Here is a 22,094-nt window from a genome sequence, read left to right as displayed (position 1 = left end):
GCGGCTCGCGCGGGGGTATCGCGCGCGACGCACGCACACGGCAGAGCGAGACGGAGGAGTTCGATGGCGGAGAAGAGCCGGATCGGGGTCACCGGGCTGGCGGTGATGGGGGCGAACCTCGCCCGCAACATGGCCCGCCGCGGGTTCGGGGTGGCGGTGCACAACCGCACCACGTCGAAGACCACCGAGTTCATGAAGGACTACGGCCACGAGGGCTCCTTCACCGGTGCCGAGTCGCTGCAGGAGTTCGTCGACGCGCTGGAGACGCCGCGCAAGATCGTCGTCATGGTGAAGGCCGGCAAGCCGGTGGACGCCGTCATCGACGAGCTCGCGCCGCTGCTCGACTCCGGCGACATCATCATCGACGCCGGCAACTCGCACTTCCCCGACACCGACCGCCGCGCCGCCTACTGCGCCGAGCGCGGGCTGCGGTTCATGGGGATCGGCGTCTCCGGCGGCGAGGAGGGCGCCCTCAACGGGCCGAGCATCATGCCCGGCGGGCCGGTGGAGGCCTACGGCGAGGTCTCCGAGATCCTCACCGCGATCGCCGCCGAGGTCGACGGCACCCCGTGCTGCACGCACGTCGGGCCGGGCGGGGCCGGGCACTACGTCAAGATGGTGCACAACGGCATCGAGTACGCCGACATCCAGCTCATCGCCGAGGCCTACGACCTGCTCAGCCACGTCGGCGGGCTCTCGGCGCCGGAGATCGGGAAGATCGTCGAGCAGTGGAACACCGGTGACCTCGAGTCGTTCCTCATCGAGATCACCGGCATCGTGCTCGCGAAGACCGACGAGAAGACCGGCACGCCGCTGGTCGACGTCATCACCGACCAGGCCGAGCAGAAGGGCACCGGCCGGTGGACGGCGATCGACGCGCTCGACCTCGGCGTCCCGCTGACCGGCATCACCGAGGCCGTGTTCGCCCGGACGCTGTCGGCGCTGCGTGACGAGCGGAAGGCCGCGTCGACGACGCTGGCCGGGCCGGCGCAGCAGCGCACCGCGAACGTCGACCAGCTGGTCGAGGACGTCCGCCAGGCGCTCTACGCGTCGAAGGTGGTCGCCTACGCGCAGGGCTTCGCGCAGATGCGGGCCGCGTCGCAGGCGAACGGCTGGGACCTCGACCTGGGTGCGATGGCCCGGATCTGGCGCGGCGGCTGCATCATCCGCGCGCAGTTCCTCAACCGGATCACCGAGGCCTACGAGACCCACCCGGACCTCGACAACCTGCTGATGGTCCCGTACTTCACCGAGGCCGTCGGTGCGGCGCAGGACGCGTGGCGGCGGGTCGTGGTGACCGCGACCGAGAACGGCGTCGCGATCCCCGCGTTCTCCTCCAGCCTGTCCTACTACGACGGCTACCGCCGCGAGCGGGGCCCGGCGAACCTGATCCAGGGCCTGCGCGACTACTTCGGCGCGCACACCTACGAGCGCATCGACGCCGACGGCAAGTTCCACACCCGCTGGAGCCAGGACGGCGCCGAGGTCCGCACCGACTGACCGGCACCACCCGCCCCGGGACACTCCGGGGCGGGTCAGGTCCGGTCAGGTCCGTGTGGGGGCGGGTGCCACGGCGTCGTCGTGGTGGTACCGCCCGCCCCGCAGCGCGCTCGCCACCGCCGCGACCAGGCAGGCGACGGCCGCGAAGCCCAGTGCGAAGGTGAGCCCGTCGGCGAACGGGCCGGAGATCAGCTGCGGGAAGAACACCCGCCCGGTCAGGAACGCGGCGTGCGCCGGGTCCAGGTGGGCGAGCACGTCGGGGCCCAGCAGCGTCGCGACGGGGTTGTAGCCCAGCAGCGCGGCGAACAGGATCCCCACCGGCGGGAGCGCGGCCACCCGGTCCGCGGCGAGCTCCGGGACGCCCTGGGCGACCAGGCCGTCGTGCATCGCCGACGGCAGTGTCGTCGCCAGCCCGGCGATCAGCAGTGAGAAGAACACCCCGATCGACAGCACGGTCGCGGCGTTCTGGAACGTCGACGTCATCCCCGCGCCCGCGCCGCGCTGGTGCGCCGGCAGCGAGTTCATGATCGCCGCCCGGTTCGGGGAGCTGAACAGCCCCATCGCGAGCCCGTTGAGCGCGAGGACCACCGCGAAGACGCGGTAGTCGAAGTCCACCGGTACGGCCAGCAGCGCGAGGAAGGTCGCCGCCGCGGCGACCATGCCGCCGGTCGCGAACGCCCGCGCCCCGTACCGGTCGGACAGGATCCCCGACACCGGCCCGGCGACGAGGAACCCGATCGTCAGCGGGACCATGTAGATCCCGGCCCACAGCGGCGTCGCCTCGAACGCGAAGCCGTGCTCGGGCAGCCAGATCCCCTGCAGCCAGATGATCAGGATGAACTGCAGCCCGCCCCGGCCGAGCGCGGCGAGCAGGCTCGCCAGGTTCCCGGCGGTGAAGGCGCGGATCGAGAACAGCGAGACGTGGAACATCGGGTCGGGCACCCGGCGCTCGATCCAGGTGAAGATCCCCAGGACGACGATCCCGCCGCCGATCAGGCCGAGCACGAGCGGGCTCGTCCAGCCCATGACGTCGTCGCCGTAGGGCTGGATGCCGTAGGTGATGCCCATGAGGACGGCGACGAGCCCGACCGCGAACGTCGCGTTGCCCCACCAGTCGATCCGGGCCGCCCGGCGGACGCCGGTGTCGCGCAGCTTCGCGTACGCCCACCCGGTGCCGAACACCCCGACCGGCACCGACACCAGGAACACCAGGTGCCAGTCCACCGGGGCGAGCACCCCGCCGACGACCAGCCCGAGGAACGACCCGGCGATCGCCGCGACCGAGTTCACCCCGAGGGCGAGCCCGCGCCGGTCGGCGGGGAACGCGTCGGTGAGGATCGCGGTCGAGTTCGCCAGCAGGAGCGCCCCGCCGACGCCCTGCAGCACCCGCATCACGATCAGCCAGACGGCGCCGGCGTCGCCCTGCATCCAGGTCGCCGCGAGCAGCACCGAGAACAGCGTGAAGACGGCGAAGCCCAGGTTGTACATCCGGGTGCGGCCGTACATGTCGCCGAGCCGCCCGAAGCTGACCACCAGCACCGCGGTGACGACCAGGTAGCCCATGATCAGCCACAGCAGGTAGTCGATGTTCTGCGGAGCGAGCGGATCGACCCCGATGCCGCGGAAGATGTCCGGCAGGGCGATGAGCAGGATCGACATGTTGATCGTCACGATCAGCACGCCCATGGTGGTGTTCGACAGCGCGACCCATCGGTAGCGGTCGCCGGTTTCCTTGAGCATCGCTAACGAGGTTACGACGGGCGGTTGCGTGCTGCAACGAGACCGGGCCGGTCTAGGGTCGCGCCATGACACGACCGGCGGCCGAGCAGGCCCGGTGGACCGAGCGGCTGTTCCGGATCGCCCTGGTGGTCAAGGGTGTCGACGGTGCGGCCGAGCTGCTGGCCGCGGTCGCGCTGCTGCTGGTGTCCGGGGACTGGCTGCACCACGTGGTGGCGCGGATCCTCGCCCGCGACCTCGTCGGGCCGCTGGACGGCACCCTGGCGCGGCACCTCGTCGCCGGGACCGACGCGTTCGCCGGCGGCGACCGCACCTTCGCCGTCGTCTACCTCGCCCTGCACGGGGCGATCAAGCTGGCGCTGGTGGGGGCGCTGCTGCGGAAGTGGCTGCCGGCGTACCCGCCCGCGATCGTGGTGCTGTCGCTGTTCGTGGTCTACGAGCTGGTGCACGCCTGGCACACCGGGTCGCTGCTGCTGCCGTTCCTCGCCGCGCTCGACGTCGCGATCATCGTGCTGGTGCTGCGCGAGTACCGGCTGCTCAGCCGGGAACGGCGGGAGTGACGGCTCAGGCGGCCGCGCCGGCCCGGTCGCGCAGCCCGGCCAGCACCGCGCGGGCGGCGGCCCGCCCCGCCCGGTCGGCGCCGATCGTGCTCGCCGACGGCCCGTAGCCGACCAGGTGCACCCGCGGGTCGGCGACGACGGTCGTGTCCAGCGGCTCACCCAGCCGGATCCCGCCACCCGGCGACCGGAGCCGCAGCGGCGCGAGGTGCCCGGTCGCGGGCCGCCACCCGGTCGCCCACAGCAGGACGTCGGCGGCCTCGTGGGTGCCGTCGTCCCAGGTCACGCCGTCGGGGGTGATGCGGGCGAACATCGGCCGCCTGCGCAGCACGCCGCTCGCGATCCCGGCCCGGACCTCCGGCGTCAGGCCCAGCCCGGTGACGCCGACGACGCTGCGGGGCGGCAGCCCGGCCCGCACCCGCTCCTCCACGAGCGCGACGGCGGCGCGCCCGTGTCCGGCGTCGAACGGGCCCTCGTGCCAGACCGGCTCACGCCGCGTCACCCAGATCGTCGACGCCGCGTACGGGGCGATCTCCAGCAGCAGCTGCACCGCGGTGATCCCGCCGCCCACCACGACGACCCGCTTCCCGGCCATCGCCTCCGGGCCGGTGTGGTCGCGGGCGTGCAGGGCGGTCCCGCGGAACGTCCCGGCGCCCGGGTAGGACGGCACGAACGGCCGCGTCCAGGTGCCGGTCGCGTTGATCAGGTGCGGGGCCGTCCAGGTGCCGGCGTCGGTCCCGACGGTGAGCTCCCCGTCCCGGCCGGCCACGTCGTCCGCGTCGCGCACCGCGTGCACCCGGACCGGGCGCACGACCTGCAGGTCCCAGGCCCGCTCGATCGCGGCGAAGTAGCCGGGGACCGCCTCCCGGGCGGGCCGGTCGGGATCGGCGCCCGGGTCGTCGAACCCGGACCGGACGCCGGCGACGTCGTGGATCCCGTTGACCGTGCGCATCCGCAGCGTCGGCCAGCGGTGCCGCCACGCGCCGCCGGGGCCGTCCTCGCCGTCGAGCACGACGAACCCGGGGCCGGGCTCCAGCCCGCCGCGCCGCAGCCCGGCCGCCGCGGACAGCCCCGCCTGCCCGGCGCCGATCACGACCACGTCCGTCCGCTGCTCCACGCCGGACTCAACGCCGGGGAGCCGCCCCGCCATCCCGGCCGGTCAGGCGGGTGGCCGCGCCGCGCCCACCACGTCGGCGACGTCCGCGTTCGCCCCGCAGACGACCAGGGCGAGCCGGGCGTCCGGGTGCCGCGCGACGACGGTGCGGGCGCCGGCGACCAGGCACCCCGCGGCGGGCTCGGCCCAGATCCCGGCGTGCTCGGCGAGCTCGACGCTGCCGCGGACGGCGTCGGCGTCCGGCACGACCAGCACGTCGTGGACCAGCTCGCGGACGTGGTCGTAGGTCAGCTGCGAGACCGACGGCGCGGACAGCGTGGTGATCGCCGAGGTGATCGTCACCGGGACCGGGCCGCCGGCGGCGAGCGCCGCGGACATCGCCTCGGCCCCGACCGTCTCCACGCCCCACACCCGGGTGTCCGGCAGCAGCGCACGCACGGCGGTCGCGACCCCGGAGAGCAGCGCGCCGCCGCCGATCGAGACGAGGACGTCGGTCGGCGGCTCGCCGAGCGTGGCGGCATCGCGGGCCAGCTCCAGCCCGGTCGTGCCCTGCGCGGCGAGCACGACCGGATCGTCGAACGGGTGCACCAGCGTCGCCCCGGCCGCCTGCAGCTCGCCGGCCAGCGCGAACGCGGCCGGGATGTCCGGGGTGAGCCGCACGTCGGCACCCGCCGCCCGGGCGGCGGCGACCGACCGGGCCGGCGCGTTCTCCGGCATGACGACGACGGCCGCGACCCCCGCCGCGCCCGCCACCTCCGCGACCGCGAGGCCGTGGTTCCCGCCGGAGACGGCGACCAGCCCGGCGTCGCGCTCGGCGGCGGACAACGTCGCGAGCTTCGCGAGCACGCCGCGCGGCTTGAACGACCCGGCCCGCTGGAGCTGCTCCAGCTTCAGCAGCACCGGGGCGCCCAGCAGGGCGGCGAGGCCGGGGGAGGGGACGGTCGGGGTGCGGACCACGCCCCCGGCGATCCGCTCCGCCGCGGTCTCGATGTCGTCGAGGGTCACCAGGTCGGCCATGCCCCCGACGGTAGTGACCCGGTCAGCCCATCGACCTCCGGCCGTCGATCGTCTCCCGGATGATGTCGGCGTGCCCGCTGTGCTGGGCGGTCTCGCCGACGATGTGCGCGAGCGCCTGACGGGCGCTCCACCACGCCTCCCCGGGGAACCACGGCGCGGGCGGCAGCTTGTGCGCGACGTCGAGGTCCACGGTCGTGACCAGCTCGTCGGTGCGGGCTGCGGTCGCCGCGTACCGCGCGAGCAGGGACTCGCACGTGTCGTCGGGGCCGACGGCGAAGTCCTCGCGTTCGGCGTCGGGGTCCGCGGCGACGTCGGCCCACGTCTCGGCGCCCTCGACGACGCCGGTCCGGATGAAGTCCGTCCAGCCCCGCTCGACGCCCTCGACGTGCTTCAGGATCCCGGCGAGGGTCAGAGCGCTCGCCGTCGGGCGTCGCCGGGCGTCGGACTCGGAGAGCCCGTCCACGGTGTGCCGCAGCAGCATCCGGTGCTTCGCGAGGGTCTCCAGGATGCAGGCCCGCTCGCCGGACAGGCCGCGCGCGGCGGAGCCCAGCAGTTCGGTCATCGACTCGGCGGTGTCGTTCATCGCCTGCCCCCTCAGCCCATCGTCCGCGCGCCGTCGAGGGCCTCGCGGATGATGTCCGCGTGCCCGGAGTGCTGGCTGATCTCGGCCAGCATGTGCAGCGCGACCCGCCGCACGGACCAGGCGGCGCCCGGCTCGAACCACGGGGCGACGGGCAGGTCGTGGACGACGTCGAGGTCCGCGGTCCGCAGGATCTCCTCGGTCCGCCCGGCGACCTGCTCGATCCGCGCCCGCAGGAACTCCAGGGTCTCGTGGTCCGCCAGCACGAACCGGGTGTCGGTCCACTCGGAGTCCGACCAGTCGCCGCCGTTGCTCTCGCCCTCGGTGGCGACGGCGTCCCAGTCGACGTCGTCGGTGTAGACGGCGGTGAAGGCGCTCGCGCCCTCCAGCGCGAACCGGAACCACTGCTCCTCGGTGTCGGCGACGTGCTTGAGCAGCGAGGCGATGGTGAGGGCGCTGACCGTGCTCGCCGTACGGGCCTGGGACTCGGTGAGGCCCTGGGCGGTCTGCAACAGGAAACCGCGGTGCCGCTCCAGCAGGGCGACCAGCTCGGCGCGCTCGCCGGTCAGGGCCTGGGACTCGGTGGTGGCGTTCATGGGCCCGCCTCTCGGGGGTTCTCCGGCCGGGGGCTGTTCCCCGGCCCGACGAGAACGACGGTAGGACCCCATGCGGACAGGTCCGGTCCTCGATGACCGGGCTCCTCAGGAGAGTTCGCGCAGCGCGTCCTCCCAGCGGTCGCGCCGCTCGCCGAGCCCGAGCTCCCACCACGGCGTGCCGCGCTCGCCCAGGCCGTGCTTGGCCGCGTCGACGCGGGCGCGTGCGGCGGTGACCCGGTCGTCGTCGCCGGTCCGCCGCCCGGCGCCGACCTCGGCGCGGGCCTGCCCGAGGTGCTGCTGCAGCCGGGACCGGACGTCGTCGGGCAGCTCGGGATCGGCGGCCCGCCACCGGCGGCCCCGGACGACCACGTACCGGCCGTCCGGGGTCCGCCCGGGCTCGCTCACGGCGGGCTCAGCCGCTGACCGGCACGACGTCCGGGGCGCCGAGCCGGGCCGCGTCGGCGGTGGCGTCGTCGGGCATCTTCTGGCTCTCCCGCTCGGCCTCCACCCGCTTGCGGTAGTGGTCGACCTCGCGGGCGACCTGCTCCTCGTTCCAGCCGAGGACCGGGGCGACGAGCCGGGCGGCCTCCTCGGCCGCACCGACACCGCGGTCGAACGTCTCGATCGAGATCCGGGTGCGGCGGGCGAGGATGTCCTCGAGGTGCCGGGCGCCCTCGTGCGACGCGGCGTAGACGACCTCGGCGCGCAGGTAGTCCGGCGCGCCGGCGAGGGGCTCGGTGAGCGTCGGGTCGTCGGAGGCGACGCCGAGCACCTCCTGGATCAGCGAGCCGTAGCGGCCGAGCAGGTGCTCGATCCGGGCCTTGTGCAGGCCCGACTGCGTGGCCAGCCGCGCGGTGGCGTTGGTCAGCGCGTGGAAGCCCTCGGCGCCGAGCAGCGGCACGTCCTCGGTGCACGACTCCGGGACCTTCGCGTCCAGGCTGTGCACCGCGGCGTCGACCGCGTCCTTCGCCATCACCCGGTAGGTCGTGTACTTCCCACCGGCGACGACGACGAGGCCGGGCACCGGCGTCGCGACCGCGTGCTCGCGGGACAGCTTCGACGTGGAGTCCGACTCGCCCGACAGCAGCGGGCGCAGGCCCGCGTAGACGCCCTCGACGTCGTCGTGGGTGAGCGGCTGCTCCAGCACGGCGTTGACGTGTTCGAGCAGGTAGTCGATGTCGGCCGCGCTGGCAGCCGGGTGGGCCTTGTCGAGGTCCCAGTCGGTGTCGGTGGTGCCGATGATCCAGTGCCGGCCCCACGGGATGACGAACAGCACCGACTTCTCGGTGCGCAGGATCAGCCCGGACTCACCGCGGATCCGGTCGCGGGGCACCACCAGGTGGATGCCCTTCGAGGCCCGCACCTTGAACAGGCCACGCTCACCGGCCAGGCCCTGGGTGTCGTCGGTCCACACGCCGGTCGCGTTGATGACCTGCTTGGCGCGGACGTCGACCCGCTCGCCGGTCTCCAGGTCCTGCACGGTCGCGCCGACCACACGGCCGGCGTCCTTCAGCAGCCCGACGACGCGGGCGCGGGTCGCCACGTGCGCGCCGTACGCGGCGGCCGTGCGGGCGATCATCATGGTGTGCCGGGCGTCGTCGACCTGGGCGTCGTAGTACTGCAGGGCGCCCACGAGGGCGTCCTTGCGCAGCGACGGGACGACCCGGCGCGCACCGCGACGGGTGAGGTGCCGGTGGTGCGGGACGCCGCGGGACCGGCCCGAGAGGAAGCCGAGCGTGTCGTAGAGCGCGACGCCGGCGCCGGCGTAGAGCCGCTCCCAGCCGCGGTGCTGCAGCGGGTAGAGGAACGGCACCGGGCGGACCAGGTGCGGGGCGAGGTGCTGGATGAGCAGGCCGCGCTCCGCGAGCGCCTCGGCGACCAGCCGGAAGTCCAGCATCTCCAGGTAGCGGAGACCGCCGTGGACGAGCTTGGACGAGCGGCTGGACGTGCCGGACGCGAAGTCGCGCGCCTCCACGAGGCCGACCGACAGGCCGCGGGTCGCGGCGTCGAGCGCGGAGCCGGCGCCGACGACGCCACCCCCCACGACGAGCACGTCGAGCTCGCGGTCGCCCATCGCCTGCAGTGCCGCGGTACGGGCCTCCGGGGAGAGCTCCACCGATTTCATGATCAGACCTTCCACTCGTGTCGTCCTGCAGGGGACTACCCGTTCAACGCCCGGGACGTGCGCCGTTGTGCCCGGTGTCGCCCTGTCGTGGGGGCGGCACCGGGCACAGGGGTCACTCGACGTCGACCCAGTCGAGCGTGCGCTCGACGGCCTTCTTCCACTTCGCGTAGCCCTCGTCACGCTGGGCGGCGTCCCAGTGCGGCTCCCAGCGGCGGGCCTCGTTCCAGTTCTCCCGCAGCTCGTCGGTGTTCTTCCAGAACCCGACCGCCAGCCCGGCCGCGTAGGCCGCGCCGAGCGCCGTCGTCTCCGCGACGACCGGCCGCGACACCGAGACACCCAGGACGTCCGCCTGGATCTGCATGCAGAGCTCGTTCAGCGTGACGCCGCCGTCGACCTTCAGGACGTCGAGCGAGACGCCGGAGTCCTTCGTCATCGCCTCGGCGACGTCGCGGGACTGGTAGCAGATCGCCTCCAGGGTGGCCCGGGCCAGGTGCGCGTTCGTGTTGAACCGGGACAGCCCGACGATCGCGCCGCGGGCGTCGGACCGCCAGTACGGCGCGAACAGCCCGGAGAACGCGGGCACGAAGTACACGCCCCCGTTGTCCTCGACCTGGCGGGCCAGCGACTCGGACTGCGAGGCGCCGGAGATGATCCCGAGCTGGTCGCGCAGCCACTGCACGGCCGACCCGGTGACGGCGATCGACCCCTCCAGCGCGTAGACGACCGGCTCGTCGCCGAACTTGTAGCAGACCGTCGACAGCAGCCCCGACTCCGAGCGGACGAGCTCGTTGCCGGTGTTGAGCAGCATGAAGTTGCCGGTGCCGTAGGTGTTCTTCGCCTCGCCCGGGGCGAAGCACACCTGCCCGACGGTCGCGGCCTGCTGGTCGCCGAGGTCGCCGGTGATCCGGACCTCGCCGCCCAGCGCGCCGTTCGCCAGCGTCGTGCCGAAGCCGTCGGCCGACGACGACGGCTTGATCTCCGGCAGCATCTGCCGGGGGATGCCGAAGAAGCCGAGCAGCTCGTCGTCCCAGTCGAGCGTCTCGAGGTTCATCAGCATCGTGCGGCTCGCGTTGGTCACGTCGGTGACGTGCCGCCCGCCGTTCGGGCCGCCCGTCAGGTTCCAGATGACCCAGGTGTCGGTGTTGCCGAAGATCGCGTCGCCCGCCTCGGCGGCCTCCCGGACGCCGTCGACGTTCTCCAGGATCCACTGGATCTTGCCGCCGGAGAAGTACGTCGCGGGCGGCAGGCCCGCCTTGCGCCGGATGACGTCGCCCTTGCCCTCACGCTCCAGGGCGGTGGCGATCCGGTCGGTGCGGGTGTCCTGCCAGACGATCGCGTTGTAGTACGGGCGCCCGTTGCGCCGGTTCCACACGACGGTGGTCTCGCGCTGGTTGGTGACGCCGAGCGCGACCAGGTCGTCCGCGGTCAGGTTGGTCGCGTTGAGCGCGGACTGCAGGCAGGCGTTGGTGCGTTCGATGATCTCGACGGGATTGTGCTCGACCCAGCCGGGCTGCGGCAGGATCTGCTCGTGCTCCAGCTGGTGCCGGCCCACCTCGTTGCCGGAGTGATCGAAGATCATGAAGCGGCTGGAGGTGGTGCCCTGGTCGATGGCGCCGACGAACTCGGCCATTGAGCTCTCCTTCTGCTGTGCGGTCGGTGGGGCCGGGCGTCAGACCCGTCCGATCTCCTGCGGGGCGTCCTCGGCCGGGATGTAGCGGTCGATCAGCAGCTTGAACAGGCCACCGCCGACGACGGCGCCGAGCAGCGGCGCGACGATCGGCAGCCACCAGTACGGCGTGCCGTCACTGGTGACCCAGGCGGTGTCGTAACCGGTGATGAAGGAGGCCAGCCGCGGGCCGAAGTCACGGGCCGGGTTGATGGCGTAGCCGGCGTTCGCACCCCACGCCATGCCGATGCCCACGACCAGCACGCCGATCATGAACGGCGCCATGTTGGCCAGCGGACCCTTGTTCCGCGGGTGGACCAGCGAGAAGATCACGAAGATCAGGATCGCGGTGCCGACGACCTGGTCGAGGAACGCCGTCGGGATCGACACCGGGTCACCGGGCGAGGTGGAGAAGATCCCCTGGGTCTCGGTCAGGTTCGGGTCGACGGACCGGATGAAGTCGGCGTAGACGACACGGACGATCAGTGCGGCGACGAACGCGCCCAGCACCTGGGCCAGCACGAACGGTGCGACCTTGCGCCACGGGAAGCCCTCGTAGAGCGCGAAGGCGAGGGTGACGGCCGGGTTGAGGTGCGCGCCGGAGGTACGGCCGGCCACGTAGACACCGAGCATGACGCCGATGCCCCATGCCCAGGCGATCGAGTCGTACTGCCCGTTGGACCCGTCGGGCGTCGTGGTCACCTGAGCGACGACGCCGACCCCGAAGAGGATCAGGATCATCGTGCCGGCGAACTCGGCGCTCATCTCGGCGATCAGTGACAGGCCCTTCGGCGCGGGAGCCGCCTCGGTTTTCTCGGTCTTCTCGGAGCTCGTCATCGAACCCCCTCCTCCTCGAGTTCCCCCTCGCGGGACCGGACGGCCCCGCCGTGGGCGGAGACGCTAGGAGCGGAGCGGTGAGGCGGCAACGCAAACCGTTCGACGATGTCGAACGTTGCGGGTCGATCAGCGCATGATCGGGTGGCGGTCGGCCGCAGCGGGCGTCGCCGTCGCGGTCCCCGGCCCCTAGGATCGGGCGTCGTGGCCCGGCAGATCCAGTCCGTCGAGCGGGCGGCCGCGCTGCTGCGGCTGCTCGGTGGCGCCGGGCGCCCGCTCGCGCTCGCGGAGCTCGCCGCCGCGGTGGACCTGCCCCGGCCGACCGTCCACGGCATCCTGCGGACGCTGCGCGACGAGGGGCTCGTCGCGCAGGACCAGGCCAGTGGGCGCTACCTCCTGGGGGAGGGGCTGGACCGGCTCGGCACCCCGTGGGACCGGCACGACCTGCGGTCGCGGGCGATGAACTGGGCGGACGCGCTCGCCGCGGGAACCGGGTGCGCGGTGTACCTCGGCGTCCCGTCCGTCGACGGCCGCGGGGTGGACGTCGTGCACCACGTCTTCCGGCCGGACGGGAGCCCGCAGACGTTGCGCACCAACACCGTGCAGCCGCTGCACGCGACGGCGTGGGGGCTGTGCCTGCTGGCGTTCGCACCGGCGTCGGTGCGGGTGCCGGAGCCGCTGGACCGCTACACCCGGCGGACCCTCACCGATCCGGCGGCGCTGACCCGGGAGCTGACGGCGGCCCGCCGGCGCGGCTGGGCGGCGGATCCCGGCGGCTGGGAGCCGGGGACCGGCGGGCTCGCGGTCGCCGTGCGCAGCGGCGGCGGGCTGACCGTGGCCGCGCTCGGCATCGGCGCCCCGGCCGAGCAGCTGTTCAGCTCCGACGGCAGGCCCCGTCCGGATCCGCTGGTCCAGCTGACCGGCGCGGCCGCCGAGATCGCCGACGGGCTGGAGGGACTGCGATGAGCACGGTGCCGTCGTCGGAGCGGGTGGTCGCGGCGATCGACCAGGGCACGACGTCCACCCGCTGCCTGCTCTTCACCCGCTCCGGGCGGATGGTCGCGGTCGCGCAGCACGAGCACCGCCAGCACTTCCCGAGCCCGGGGCGTGCCGAGCACGACGCGGCCGAGATCTGGCGCGCGGTCAACCGGGTGGTGCCCGCGGCGTTGCGCCGGGCCGGGCTCGGTCCGCAGAACGTCGCGGCGCTCGGCATCGCGAACCAGCGCGAGACGACTGTCATCTGGAACCGGCACACCGGCGTCCCGCTGTCGCGGGCGATCACCTGGCAGGACACCCGCACCGGTGGCATCGTCGCCGGGCTGGCCGCCGACGCCGGGATGTACGCGAAGGTCTCCGGGCTCGGCCCGGCCACCTACTTCGCCGGGCCGCGGCTGCAGTGGCTGCTGGACCACGTCCCGGGCGCCCGGGAGGGCGCGGAGCGGGGCGACGTGCTGTTCGGGACGATCGAGAGCTGGCTGATCTGGCAGCTCACCGGCGGCCCGGACGGCGGCGTGCACGTCACCGACGTCACCAACGCCAGCCGGACGATGCTCATGGACCTGCGGACCCTCGAGTGGTCGCCGGACCTGTGTGCCGCGCTGCGGGTCCCGCCGCGGATGCTGCCGCGGATCGTGCCGAACTCGCAGGTGTACGGCCGCTGCGTGGACCTGCTGCCCGGCGTCCCCGTCGCGGGGGCGCTCGGTGACCAGCAGGCCGCGCTGGTCGGGCAGACCTGCTTCGCGCCGGGCGAGGCGAAGTGCACCTACGGGACGGGCGCGTTCCTCCTGAAGAACACCGGATCGCGCATCGCCGGGTCGGAGACGGGCCTGATCCCGACGGTCGGGTACCTGCTCGGTGACGAACCGGTCTACGCCCTCGAGGGATCGATCGCGATGACCGGGTCGCTGGTGCAGTGGTTCCGCGACAACCTCGGGATGATCTCCACCGCGGCCCGCATCGAGACGCTGGCACTCACCGTGCCCGACAACGGCGGCTGCTACGTCGTGCCCGCGTTCTCCGGTCTGTACGCGCCGCGCTGGTACCCGGACGCGCGCGGTGTGATCGTCGGGCTGACGTCCTACATCCACCGCGGGCACCTGGCCCGGGCCGTGCTGGAGGCGACGGCGTGGCAGACCCGCGAGGTGCTGGACGCGATGAACGCGGACTCCGGCCTGCCGGTCACGCGGTTGAAGGTGGACGGCGGCATGACGGCGAACCACCTGCTCATGCAGTGCGTCGCCGACGTGCTCGACCTGACGGTCGAACGCCCGCTCGGCTCCGAGGCGGTCTCGCTCGGCGCCGCCTACGCGGCAGGCCTCGCCGTCGGGTACTGGCCGGACCAGGAGGTGCTGCGCCGCAACTGGCACCGGGCCGCGGCCTGGGACCCCGCGATGGACCCCGCGGTGCGGGACCGCGAGCACGTCAACTGGCAGCGCGCGGTGGAACGGAGCGCCGGCTGGGCGCGGTGAGCGCGCGCCGTGCTGCCGTGCTCCGTGCTGCTGCCGTCCCGCGGTCCTACCGGCCGCGGCGCCGCCGGCGGGCGCGGCGGTCCTGCAACGCCTGGACCCGGCGGACGCCCAGGTCGGTGAGGCGGCCGAGGAACCCGGTCGCCCAGCCGATCCGGTCCGTCGGGACGACGGCGAACATCCGCATGGCGTCGACGTCGGTGAGGTCGTGCCACAGCAGCTCACGCGCCTCGTCCGACGCGGACACCAGCAGCCGGCGCCCGTCGCCGGGATCGGGGTCGCGCACCACCAGGTCCCGCTCCTCCAGCCGCGCGAGCAGCCGGGCGGCCCCGCCACTGCGGAGTCCGGTCAGCTCCGCGGTGGCGGCGCCGTCGAGCGGCCGGGAGCGGAGCAGCAGCTCGGCCAGGACGACGAGCTCGTTCAGCGACAGCTCGTGCCGCTCCGCCAGGTCGCGCAGCCGGTGGTGCGCGACGAGCTCCCAGCGCGGCAGGATCCCCCGCAGCTCCTCGGCGGCCTCGTGCAGGGCGGCGGCGCGCGCGGTGGCCTCGTCCACGGGAGCGTCGTCCACGGGAGCGTCGTCCACGGGAGCGTCGTCCACGGGGGCGTCGTCGGCGCCGGGGCTCACGGGAGCTCCTCCGGACCCGGCGCCGCCGGCACCACCCGAGTCGCCGGCACCACCCGAGTCGCCGGCACCGCCCCCGTCGCCGGCGCGGCCGGGAGCCGACGGCGGGGCCCGGTCGCCCGGGCTCGGCCACACGGACCGTCCCGCCCCGTCCCGACGCCCCCTGCGTCACGGGCGGCCGGGGTGATCCCCGTGGAGAACCGCTTCCTCAGGCAGCGATTCTGCAGACCGGGAGGCCGGTGGCGCCGGGGTGCGGGTGCGGGTGCGACGAGCACACCGGGCGTGCCGCCCGGGACGACCGGGCCCCTCCCGCAGGAGTGTGTTCTCGGAAATCCCTGCCTGGGGAAGCGAATCCAGAGAAGTGGGGGGTGGGGTGCGCCCTCGGTGTGGAGCTGCATCCAGGTGAGGTAACACGACGGGGGCCTCGACCGCGGTGGATCGGCGAATCCGGCGCCCACGGCCGCCGATCGCGGGCTGCCGATCGCGGGCTGCCGATCACCGGCTGCCGATCACGCGCGGCCGGCCGCCGGGGTGGGGCGGGCTCGGTGGGTGCGGGTCACCGGGTGAAGGCGCCGTCGTCGCCCAGGTCGGCGGTGCGGGTCTCGTGCAGGGCCCAGATGCTCAGCCCTGACACCGCCGCGAGCCCGGCGACCAGCAGCGACACCGGCCAGGACGCGCCGGCGGCGGCGGTCAGGCTGGTCGCCAGCAGCGGGGTGATCCCGCCGCCGACGATGCTGGAGGCGTTGTAGCCGATCGAGGCGCCGGTGTAGCGGTAGCGGGTCGCGAAGAGCTCCGGGAGGAACGCGCCCATCGGGGCGAACACCCCGGCGAAGGCGATCATGGCGACGGAGAAGCCGATCGTGATCAGGATGCCGTTGCCGGTGCCGAGCAGCCAGAAGAGGGGGAACGCCCACAGCACCGCCAGGACGCACGCCCACAGGCAGACGCGGCGGCGCCCGGTCCGGTCGGACAGCACGGCGAGGATCGGGGTCGCGACGCCCATCACGGCGGCCGCGACCATGGCGGCGACCAGCAGCATCGTCCGGGACAGGTCCAGCACCTGGGTGCCGTAGGACAGGCTGAACGTCGTCACCGTGTAGAAGATCGTGTGCGTGATGATCATGCCGCCGGTCGCGAGCAGCAGGGAGCGCGGCTGGCGCCGCACGACGTCCGCGATCGGCGCCCTGGCCTTCTCCTGCTCACGCATCGCCTTCTCGAACACGGGCGTCTCGGCGATCCGGAGCCGGATGTAGAGACCGACGAGGACGAGCACCGCGCTGGCCAGGAACGGCACCCGCCAGCCCCAGGCGGCGAACTGCTCGTCGCTCAGGCCGGCGGACAGCGCGAGGAACGCGCCGCTCGCCACGACGAACCCGACAGCGGGCCCGAGCTGCGGGAAGCTGGAGTACAGGCCGCGCTTGCCCGCCGGGGCGTGCTCGGTCGCCATCAGCACGGCGCCGCCCCACTCCCCGCCGAGGCCGAAGCCCTGCAGGAACCGGCACAGCACCAGCAACAGCGGCGCCAGGATCCCGACCGACGAGTACGTGGGCAGCAACCCGATCGCGACGGTGCCGACACCCATCGTCAGCAGCGAGACGACCAGCGTCGCCTTGCGCCCGATCCGGTCGCCGAAGTGCCCGAACGCCACCGCGCCGACCGGCCGGGCGACGAACCCGACGCCGAACGTCGCGAACGCCGCGAGGGTGCCGGTGAGCGGGTCGAGGTCGGGGAAGAACAGTGACCCGAAGACCAGCGCGGCCGCGGTGCCGTAGATGTAGAAGTCGTAGAACTCGATCGCGGTGCCGATGAAGCTGGCCAGCGCGATGCGGCGGGCCGACATCGCCGGTGCCCCGGTGTCACTCCCGGTCGTGTCGCTCACTCTTCCCCCTGTCCCGGTAGCCCGGCCGGAGTACTCTCCGCCCCCGTTCGGCGCACTGTCAATGGCCGGACGGGTCCGGCGGGTCGCCCGTCGTGACCGAGCGAGGCTTGCCCACGATGTGGGTCGTTTGCCACGATGCGGCCCGTCGCCCGGTCACCGCCGTCCGGGCCGGTCGACCCGAGGAGCCGCGCGGATGGGGCCCGAGATCGTCTCGATCGTCGTGCTGGTGGTCATGTTCGTGATCGCCACGACGATGCCGGTGAACCTCGGCGCGCTGGCGCTGGTCGCGGCCGTCGGGGTCGGCGTCGGCATGCTGGGCCTGAGTCTCGACGAGGTGATCCTCGGCGTCCCGGACGGCGACGAGATCGCCGGCGGGTTCCCCGGTGACCTGTTCCTGCTCCTCGTCGGGCTGACGTACCTGTTCGCGCTGGCGACGGCGAACGGCACCGTCGATCTCATCGTGCACGGGGCGATGCGGCTGGTCCGCGGACGTCTCGCGCTCGCCCCGTTCGTGTTCTTCGCGATCTCCTGCGGCCTGTCCGCGCTCGGCGCGCTGTTCGCGGTGGCGATCGTGGCGCCGCTGGCCCTGCCGTTCGCCCGTCGCTACGGGGTGAACCTGCTGCTCATGGGCATGATGGTGGTGCACGGTGCGCTCGGCGGGGCGTTCTCGCCGATCACCGTCTACGGCGCGTTCGTGAACTCGACGATGGCCCGCGTCGGGCTGCCCGGCGATCCGGTCGTGCTGTTCCTGACCCCGCTGGTCGTCAACGTCGTCATCGCGGTCGGGATCTACCTGCTGCTCGGGGGCCGCTCGCTGCTCGGCCGGTCGGTCGACCAGGAGGTCACGGAGAGCGGTGACCTCCCCGACCTCCGGATCGGCCCGGAGCGCGGTGTGACCCTCGCCGGGATCGTGCTGATGGCCGTCGGCGCGGCCGCGTTCGGGTGGGACGTCGGCGTCGTCGCCCTCGCCGTCGCGATCGTGCTGCGGCTGATGAACCCGAAGCGTCCCGACGTCGTCGGGCAGGTCTCCTGGTCCACCGTCCTGCTGATCTGCGGTGTGATCACCTACGTCGGCGTCCTCATCGCCGCGGGGACGGTCGACTTCGTCTCGTCCGGCATCACGGCGATCGGTGCGCCGCTGCTCGCGGCCCTGCTGCTCTGCTACCTCGGCGGGGTGCTGTCGGCGTTCGCGTCGTCGGTCGCGATCCTCGGCGTCGCGATCCCGCTGGCCGTCCCGTTCCTGCAGCAGGGGCAGGTCTCGGCGATCGGGATGGTCGCCGCGCTCGCCGTCGCCGCCACCGTCGTCGACGTCAGCCCGTTCTCCACCAACGGTGCGCTGGTGCTCGCCAACGCCCCCGCCGGCGTCGACCGGGACGCCTTCTACCGGCAGATGATGGTCTACGCCGGGGTCGTCGTGGTCGTCGGACCGTTGCTGGCATGGGCCCTGCTCGTGCTCCCCGGGTTGCTCTGAGGTGCGCCCGGACGGCGCAGCCGGGTTAGCGTCCGGAGCATGAGCACCGACAGCGTCGTCGCCGCGGGCCGCCTGGCCCGCGGCCTCGAGCCCCTGCACGCCCAGATCTACTTCGCCCCCGAGGCCGAGCCCCGCTACCGGAGCGCCGGGCTCGAGGAGGGGCGGATGAGCTACTTCGCGCCGCGCGCCGCCCCGATGGGGGCGGTCGGCCCCTCGGTCGTGACGGCGACCTTCTACAACTTCTCGCCCCGCCTGGTCGCGGCGTCGATCCCGCGGGCCTGGGAGCTGGTCTCCCCGTCGGACCTGGTCGCGGCCCGGTTCGAGGTGGCGGACGCGTCGCTGCGCAGGCTGCTGGGCGACGACGGCGTCGGCTCCCCGGAGATGGCCGAGGCCGCGGCGCTCGCCCGCACCGCCGCCGAGGCGGTCCCCGCGGACGGCCGCCCGCTCGCCGCCGGGCATCTCGACGTCGAGTGGCCCACCGCGCCGCACCTCGTGTTCTGGCACGCGCTGTCGATCCTGCGCGAGCACCGCGGCGACGGGCACATCGCGCTGCTCGTCGAGGCCGGGCTCTCCGGGCTGGAGGCCCTGCTCACCGCGACCGCCACCGGCACCGGGTTCACCGTCGGCTTCGCCCGGGCCAGCCGCGGCTGGTCGGCCGGCGAGTGGAACGACGGCGTCGCGCGGCTCGCCGGCCGCGGCCTGCTCGAGCAGGCGGACCCGTCGGACGAGGTCGTGACACCGGTGCTCACCGAGGAGGGGTCGCTGCTGCGCAAGCGCCTCGAGGACGACACCCACCGGCTCGGCTCGGAGCCCTGGGCGGCGCTGGGCGCCGACGGCGCCGGCCGGCTCGGCGAGATCGGCGGCGCGTTCGTGCGGACCGCGCTCGCGAACGGGGCGTTCCCGTCCGACGGCGTGTTCGCCCGGTAGACCGGGTCCGGCGGGACCGATCGTCCCGGCCGGCGACGGGCCGGTGCGTCACGTGCGGCGGAACGTCCGCCGTGACCGATATGGTGCGTAGCGCAACCGGCTCGTCCCGGCCGGAACGATGATCCCGTACGGAGGAGACCCGGTGCTCGAGATCAGCGGCCTGGAATGGGCCATCACGATCGGTGCGATCATCGCCCTGCTCGCGGTCGACCTCGTACAGGGCTGGTTGCGGCCGCACAAGGTCGGCTTCAAGGAGGCGACCGCCTGGTCGGTCTTCTACATCGGGATCGCGATCGCGTTCGGCGTGATCTTCGCGATGGTGCACGGCTGGGACTTCGGCACCCAGTACTTCACCGGCTACATCGTCGAGAAGAGCCTCTCGGTCGACAACCTCTTCGTCTTCGTCGTCATCATGACGACGTTCGCGGTCCCGGAGGAGCACCAGCAGAAGGCGCTGACCTTCGGCATCGTCCTGGCCCTGATCATGCGCGCCATCTTCATCGTGGTCGGTGCGGCGCTGCTGAACCTGTTCTCGTTCATGTTCCTGGTCTTCGGCGTGCTGCTGCTCTGGACCGCGGTCCAGCTGTACCGGCACAAGGACGAGGAGCCGGACATCGAGGACAACATGGTCGTGAAGGGCGCCAAGCGGCTCTTCCCGGTCAGCACCGAGTACGACGGCGGCAAGCTCTTCACCCGGGACAACGGCAAGCGCGTCGCCACCCCGCTGTTCCTGGTGCTCGTCGCGATCGGCGGCATCGACCTGCTGTTCGCGCTGGACTCGATCCCCGCGGTGTTCGGCGTGACCCAGGAGGCGTACATCGTCTTCGCGGCGAACGCGTTCGCCCTCCTGGGCCTGCGGGCGCTGTTCTTCCTGGTGAAGGGCCTGCTGGACCGGCTGGTCTACCTGTCGACCGGGCTCGCGATCATCCTGGGCTTCATCGGCGTGAAGCTGGTCCTGCACTGGCTCCACGTCGACATCAACCCGGCGGTGCCGGAGATCCCGACCGTGCTCAGCCTGGTCGTCATCCTCGGCATCCTGGCGATCGTCACCGTGGCCAGCCTGATCAAGACCAAGGGCGACCCGACGGCGAAGGCCAAGCCCGGCTCGCTGAAGGCCCGCAAGGAGCGGTCCGAGCAGCAGAACTGACCCGGGTGCTCAGGCGAGGCCGGGGCCGCCCAGCGGGGTGACCTCGATGTAGTCCGGCGGCGCGGCGAGCAGCTCGAGCACGTCGCCGAGCCCGGCCTCGCCGAGGTCCCGGCCCAGCGCGGCCTCGGACGAGGCCGCGTCGGACCACATCTCCGTCACCCAGACGGCGTCCGCCTCGTCCGGCGTCGCGTTCACGACGTACGCCAGGCAGCCGGGCTGCTGCGCCATCCCGTCCGCCACCCGGAGCAGGGCCTTGGCCAGCTCGGGGCCCTGGCCCTCCACGGCCACCATCCGCACGTACCTGCCGACCCGCTCGTTCGTCTCCACGGCGGCGACCGTAGACGGCCGCCGCCGGGCGGGCTCAGCGGGCCGGGTCGTCGGTGGCCTCCTCGTCGGTGTCCTCGACGTCGAACCGGCGGCGCACCGGTGCCGCGGGGTCCCAGGCAGGCCAGCCGGGGTCGCCGTCGGCGGCGAACCGGACCCACGAGGCGCGCATGCGGTCCGACAGTGCGGCGGGCGGGGCGTCGCCGGCCAGGCCGGACGGGCCGGACGCCCGGTCGAGCGTCCCGAACACGAACGGCAGCTCGGTGGCGTGCGCCGCCCCGAGCCGGCCGCCGCAGGCGGTCGAGCGGTACCCGAACAGGTAGCCGAACCGCCGTCCGGTGTGGGCGTCGAGCAGCCGCCGGGTGGGGCCGGCGAACACCAGCTCGGTCATCAGACGGCTGTAGCGCTCGCCGGGGCTGCCGTCGCCGGACAGCGTGGCGCCCGGCGCGACGGCCGCCACCACCGTCCGGGCCTGGTCCTCGGTCAGCGCGTCGAGGGCGCCGGTGGGGACGAGATAGAGGTTCATCTCGTCGGCGTTCGACCCGGCGACGAGGTCGACGTCCGCCCCGGCGCCGGCGCGCAGCGCCGTCAGCGGGTCCTCGGGCAGCACGTCGTCGCCGAGGACGGGCAGGAAGCCGGTGATCCCGAAGCCGGGGTCGCGGCCGTCGGCCTCTCGCAGGTCACCGCGGCCCCCCGGGACGTCGACGCGGCCCTGCGCGGCAGCGACGTCCTCGACGGGGAACCCGCGGAAGGCCTCCGCCGACGCCGGCGCGCCCAGCCCGGCGGCCAGCGCGGCCGCGAACGGCGCCGCCCGTTCCGGCCCCGACCGGGCCATCTCGGCACCGCCGGACTGGACGACGGCCCGCCGGAACAGTCCCGCCGACTGCGGCGAGGCGAGCAGCAGACCGATGCTCATCGCCCCGGCGGACTCGCCGAACACGGTGACCCGGCCGGGGTCGCCGCCGAACGCGGCGACGTTGTCCCGGACCCAGGCGAGTGCGGCGAGCTGGTCGCGCAACCCGACGTTGGTGGCGCCCCCGTCGAGCGGCAGGAAGCCCTCGGCCCCCAGCCGGTAGTTCACCGACACCAGCACGACGCCGTCCGCCGCGAGGGCCGTGCCGTCGTAGGCGGGGGCCGACGCTTCCCCGGCGACGAACGCGCCGCCGTGCACGAACACCAGCACCGGCAGACCGCCGGCGGCCGGGTCGGGCGTCCACACGTCGGCGGTGAGGAAGTCCGCGCCGGGCCGCCAGCCGGTCCCGATCACCGGGCTCATGTCGAGCCCGCCGGCGATCGCGCGGACCGGCTGCGGGGCGTTCGGGCCGGGCCCGCCGCCGGCGTCGCGGACGCCGTCCCACCCGGGGACGGGCGCCGGGGCCGCGTAGCGCAGCGGGCCGGTGGGCGGCGCGGCGTAGGGGACGGACCGGAACCGGACGACGCCGCCGGTGCGGGTGCCGCGCACCCGGCCGGAGGTCGTCCGCACGACGGGCGCGGAGTCGGGAGAGGTCACGATCTCCGGTCTACTCCGGCGGC

At 73.7% G+C, this 22,094-nt stretch carries 20 protein-coding genes; 7 read left to right on the top strand and 13 right to left on the bottom strand.

Translation table 11 applies throughout. The annotated features are described in order from the left end of the window. The first annotated feature begins 63 nt into the window (after window positions 1-63). A complete protein-coding gene (gene gndA, locus PP1_RS10055) occupies window positions 64-1,500 on the top strand; it encodes an NADP-dependent phosphogluconate dehydrogenase (protein ID WP_010227149.1) in 1,437 nt (478 codons plus the stop codon). A 45-nt stretch (window positions 1,501-1,545) separates the two neighbouring features. On the opposite strand, the gene PP1_RS10050 is transcribed toward gndA, so the two are convergent. Further along, complete coding sequence (locus PP1_RS10050; RefSeq protein WP_010227150.1) at window positions 1,546-3,240, bottom strand: MFS transporter; 1,695 nt, start codon at window positions 3,238-3,240, stop codon at window positions 1,546-1,548. 65 nt (window positions 3,241-3,305) lie between these two features. Between PP1_RS10050 and PP1_RS10045 the strand changes: the two genes are divergently transcribed. After that, window positions 3,306-3,797 (top strand): DUF2127 domain-containing protein, encoded by a 492-nt coding sequence (locus PP1_RS10045; RefSeq protein WP_010227152.1) that lies wholly within the window; start codon window positions 3,306-3,308, stop codon window positions 3,795-3,797. A 4-nt stretch (window positions 3,798-3,801) separates the two neighbouring features. Here the strand turns inward: PP1_RS10045 and PP1_RS10040 are convergent, their stop codons facing one another. The 8 genes from PP1_RS10040 to PP1_RS10005 form a co-directional block, all read right to left on the bottom strand. Next, window positions 3,802-4,944 carry a flavin-containing monooxygenase gene (locus PP1_RS10040; protein WP_075314024.1) on the bottom strand — a complete coding sequence of 381 codons (1,143 nt, stop codon included), beginning with the start codon at window positions 4,942-4,944 and terminating at the stop codon, window positions 3,802-3,804. Between the two features lie 9 nt (window positions 4,945-4,953). Next, entirely contained in the window at window positions 4,954-5,925 is a 972-nt protein-coding gene (locus PP1_RS10035) for a pyridoxal-phosphate dependent enzyme (protein ID WP_249265947.1), read from the bottom strand. A gap of 22 nt (window positions 5,926-5,947) precedes the next feature. Continuing rightward, entirely contained in the window at window positions 5,948-6,508 is a 561-nt protein-coding gene (locus PP1_RS10030; protein ID WP_010237104.1) for a DinB family protein, read from the bottom strand. Window positions 6,509-6,519: 11 nt separating this feature from the next. Next, the gene (locus PP1_RS10025; protein ID WP_010237102.1) at window positions 6,520-7,101 is read right to left on the bottom strand and encodes a DinB family protein; all 582 of its coding nucleotides are present in this window, start codon (window positions 7,099-7,101) and stop codon (window positions 6,520-6,522) included. Between the two features lie 105 nt (window positions 7,102-7,206). Further along, entirely contained in the window at window positions 7,207-7,506 is a 300-nt protein-coding gene (locus PP1_RS10020; RefSeq protein WP_060633800.1) for a hypothetical protein, read from the bottom strand. 7 nt (window positions 7,507-7,513) lie between these two features. After that, window positions 7,514-9,226: a glycerol-3-phosphate dehydrogenase/oxidase gene (locus PP1_RS10015; protein ID WP_010231847.1), complete on the bottom strand. Its 1,713-nt coding sequence runs from the start codon at window positions 9,224-9,226 to the stop codon at window positions 7,514-7,516. Window positions 9,227-9,338: 112 nt separating this feature from the next. Next, on the bottom strand, window positions 9,339-10,856 hold the full coding sequence (gene glpK / locus PP1_RS10010; RefSeq protein ID WP_010231844.1) for a glycerol kinase GlpK: 1,518 nt from the start codon (window positions 10,854-10,856) through the stop codon (window positions 9,339-9,341). A 39-nt stretch (window positions 10,857-10,895) separates the two neighbouring features. Continuing rightward, a complete protein-coding gene (locus PP1_RS10005; RefSeq protein ID WP_010231841.1) occupies window positions 10,896-11,729 on the bottom strand; it encodes an MIP/aquaporin family protein in 834 nt (277 codons plus the stop codon). 201 nt (window positions 11,730-11,930) lie between these two features. Between PP1_RS10005 and PP1_RS10000 the strand changes: the two genes are divergently transcribed. Continuing rightward, window positions 11,931-12,692, top strand: a complete 762-nt coding sequence (locus PP1_RS10000; RefSeq protein ID WP_075314025.1) for an IclR family transcriptional regulator — start codon at window positions 11,931-11,933, stop codon at window positions 12,690-12,692. Continuing rightward, on the top strand, window positions 12,689-14,194 hold the full coding sequence (gene glpK, locus PP1_RS09995; protein ID WP_010236371.1) for a glycerol kinase GlpK: 1,506 nt from the start codon (window positions 12,689-12,691) through the stop codon (window positions 14,192-14,194). The genes PP1_RS10000 and glpK (PP1_RS09995) overlap by 4 nt, the downstream gene beginning before the upstream one ends. A gap of 46 nt (window positions 14,195-14,240) precedes the next feature. On the opposite strand, the gene PP1_RS09990 is transcribed toward glpK (PP1_RS09995), so the two are convergent. Further along, the gene (locus PP1_RS09990; RefSeq protein WP_139323795.1) at window positions 14,241-14,816 is read right to left on the bottom strand and encodes a MarR family transcriptional regulator; all 576 of its coding nucleotides are present in this window, start codon (window positions 14,814-14,816) and stop codon (window positions 14,241-14,243) included. Between the two features lie 553 nt (window positions 14,817-15,369). After that, window positions 15,370-16,653 (bottom strand): MFS transporter, encoded by a 1,284-nt coding sequence (locus PP1_RS09985; RefSeq protein ID WP_033200039.1) that lies wholly within the window; start codon window positions 16,651-16,653, stop codon window positions 15,370-15,372. Between the two features lie 232 nt (window positions 16,654-16,885). Here PP1_RS09985 and PP1_RS09980 point away from each other — a divergent pair, with 232 nt between their 5' ends. The 3 genes from PP1_RS09980 (at window position 16,886) to PP1_RS09970 (ending at window position 20,237) form a co-directional block, all read left to right on the top strand. Next, window positions 16,886-18,163 (top strand): SLC13 family permease, encoded by a 1,278-nt coding sequence (locus PP1_RS09980; protein ID WP_010234734.1) that lies wholly within the window; start codon window positions 16,886-16,888, stop codon window positions 18,161-18,163. A gap of 39 nt (window positions 18,164-18,202) precedes the next feature. Then, a complete protein-coding gene (locus PP1_RS09975; protein WP_010234737.1) occupies window positions 18,203-19,090 on the top strand; it encodes an SCO6745 family protein in 888 nt (295 codons plus the stop codon). Between the two features lie 142 nt (window positions 19,091-19,232). Then, entirely contained in the window at window positions 19,233-20,237 is a 1,005-nt protein-coding gene (locus tag PP1_RS09970) for a TerC family protein (protein WP_010234740.1), read from the top strand. 9 nt (window positions 20,238-20,246) lie between these two features. Here PP1_RS09970 and PP1_RS09965 read toward each other — a convergent pair whose 3' ends face one another. Together PP1_RS09965 and PP1_RS09960 are read right to left on the bottom strand one after the other, a co-directional pair. Then, window positions 20,247-20,564, bottom strand: coding sequence for a putative quinol monooxygenase (locus tag PP1_RS09965; RefSeq protein WP_010234743.1), 318 nt, complete (start codon window positions 20,562-20,564; stop codon window positions 20,247-20,249). A 34-nt stretch (window positions 20,565-20,598) separates the two neighbouring features. Continuing rightward, a complete protein-coding gene (locus PP1_RS09960; protein WP_075314027.1) occupies window positions 20,599-22,071 on the bottom strand; it encodes a carboxylesterase/lipase family protein in 1,473 nt (490 codons plus the stop codon). Window positions 22,072-22,094 lie beyond the last annotated feature (23 nt).

It is taken from the genome of Pseudonocardia sp. P1, from assembly GCF_000178675.2.
Lineage (GTDB): Bacteria > Actinomycetota > Actinomycetes > Mycobacteriales > Pseudonocardiaceae > Pseudonocardia.
Note: the sequence above shows the minus strand (reverse complement) of the source record. Positions and strands in the feature narration are given on the sequence as shown.

What these genes read in the sequence shown, in the direction of transcription:
- gndA (WP_010227149.1), top strand. Translation starts at nt 64, where the DNA reads ATGGCGGAGAAGAGCCGGATCGGGGTCACCGGGCTGGCGGTGATGGGG.
- PP1_RS10050 (WP_010227150.1), bottom strand. Translation starts at nt 3,240, where the DNA reads ATGCTCAAGGAAACCGGCGACCGCTACCGATGGGTCGCGCTGTCGAAC.
- PP1_RS10045 (WP_010227152.1), top strand. Translation starts at nt 3,306, where the DNA reads ATGACACGACCGGCGGCCGAGCAGGCCCGGTGGACCGAGCGGCTGTTC.
- PP1_RS10040 (WP_075314024.1), bottom strand. Translation starts at nt 4,944, where the DNA reads ATGGCGGGGCGGCTCCCCGGCGTTGAGTCCGGCGTGGAGCAGCGGACG.
- PP1_RS10035 (WP_249265947.1), bottom strand. Translation starts at nt 5,925, where the DNA reads ATGGCCGACCTGGTGACCCTCGACGACATCGAGACCGCGGCGGAGCGG.
- PP1_RS10030 (WP_010237104.1), bottom strand. Translation starts at nt 6,508, where the DNA reads ATGAACGACACCGCCGAGTCGATGACCGAACTGCTGGGCTCCGCCGCG.
- PP1_RS10025 (WP_010237102.1), bottom strand. Translation starts at nt 7,101, where the DNA reads ATGAACGCCACCACCGAGTCCCAGGCCCTGACCGGCGAGCGCGCCGAG.
- PP1_RS10015 (WP_010231847.1), bottom strand. Translation starts at nt 9,226, where the DNA reads ATGAAATCGGTGGAGCTCTCCCCGGAGGCCCGTACCGCGGCACTGCAG.
- glpK (WP_010231844.1), bottom strand. Translation starts at nt 10,856, where the DNA reads ATGGCCGAGTTCGTCGGCGCCATCGACCAGGGCACCACCTCCAGCCGC.
- PP1_RS10005 (WP_010231841.1), bottom strand. Translation starts at nt 11,729, where the DNA reads ATGACGAGCTCCGAGAAGACCGAGAAAACCGAGGCGGCTCCCGCGCCG.
- glpK (WP_010236371.1), top strand. Translation starts at nt 12,689, where the DNA reads ATGAGCACGGTGCCGTCGTCGGAGCGGGTGGTCGCGGCGATCGACCAG.
- PP1_RS09985 (WP_033200039.1), bottom strand. Translation starts at nt 16,653, where the DNA reads ATGTCGGCCCGCCGCATCGCGCTGGCCAGCTTCATCGGCACCGCGATC.
- PP1_RS09980 (WP_010234734.1), top strand. Translation starts at nt 16,886, where the DNA reads ATGGGGCCCGAGATCGTCTCGATCGTCGTGCTGGTGGTCATGTTCGTG.
- PP1_RS09975 (WP_010234737.1), top strand. Translation starts at nt 18,203, where the DNA reads ATGAGCACCGACAGCGTCGTCGCCGCGGGCCGCCTGGCCCGCGGCCTC.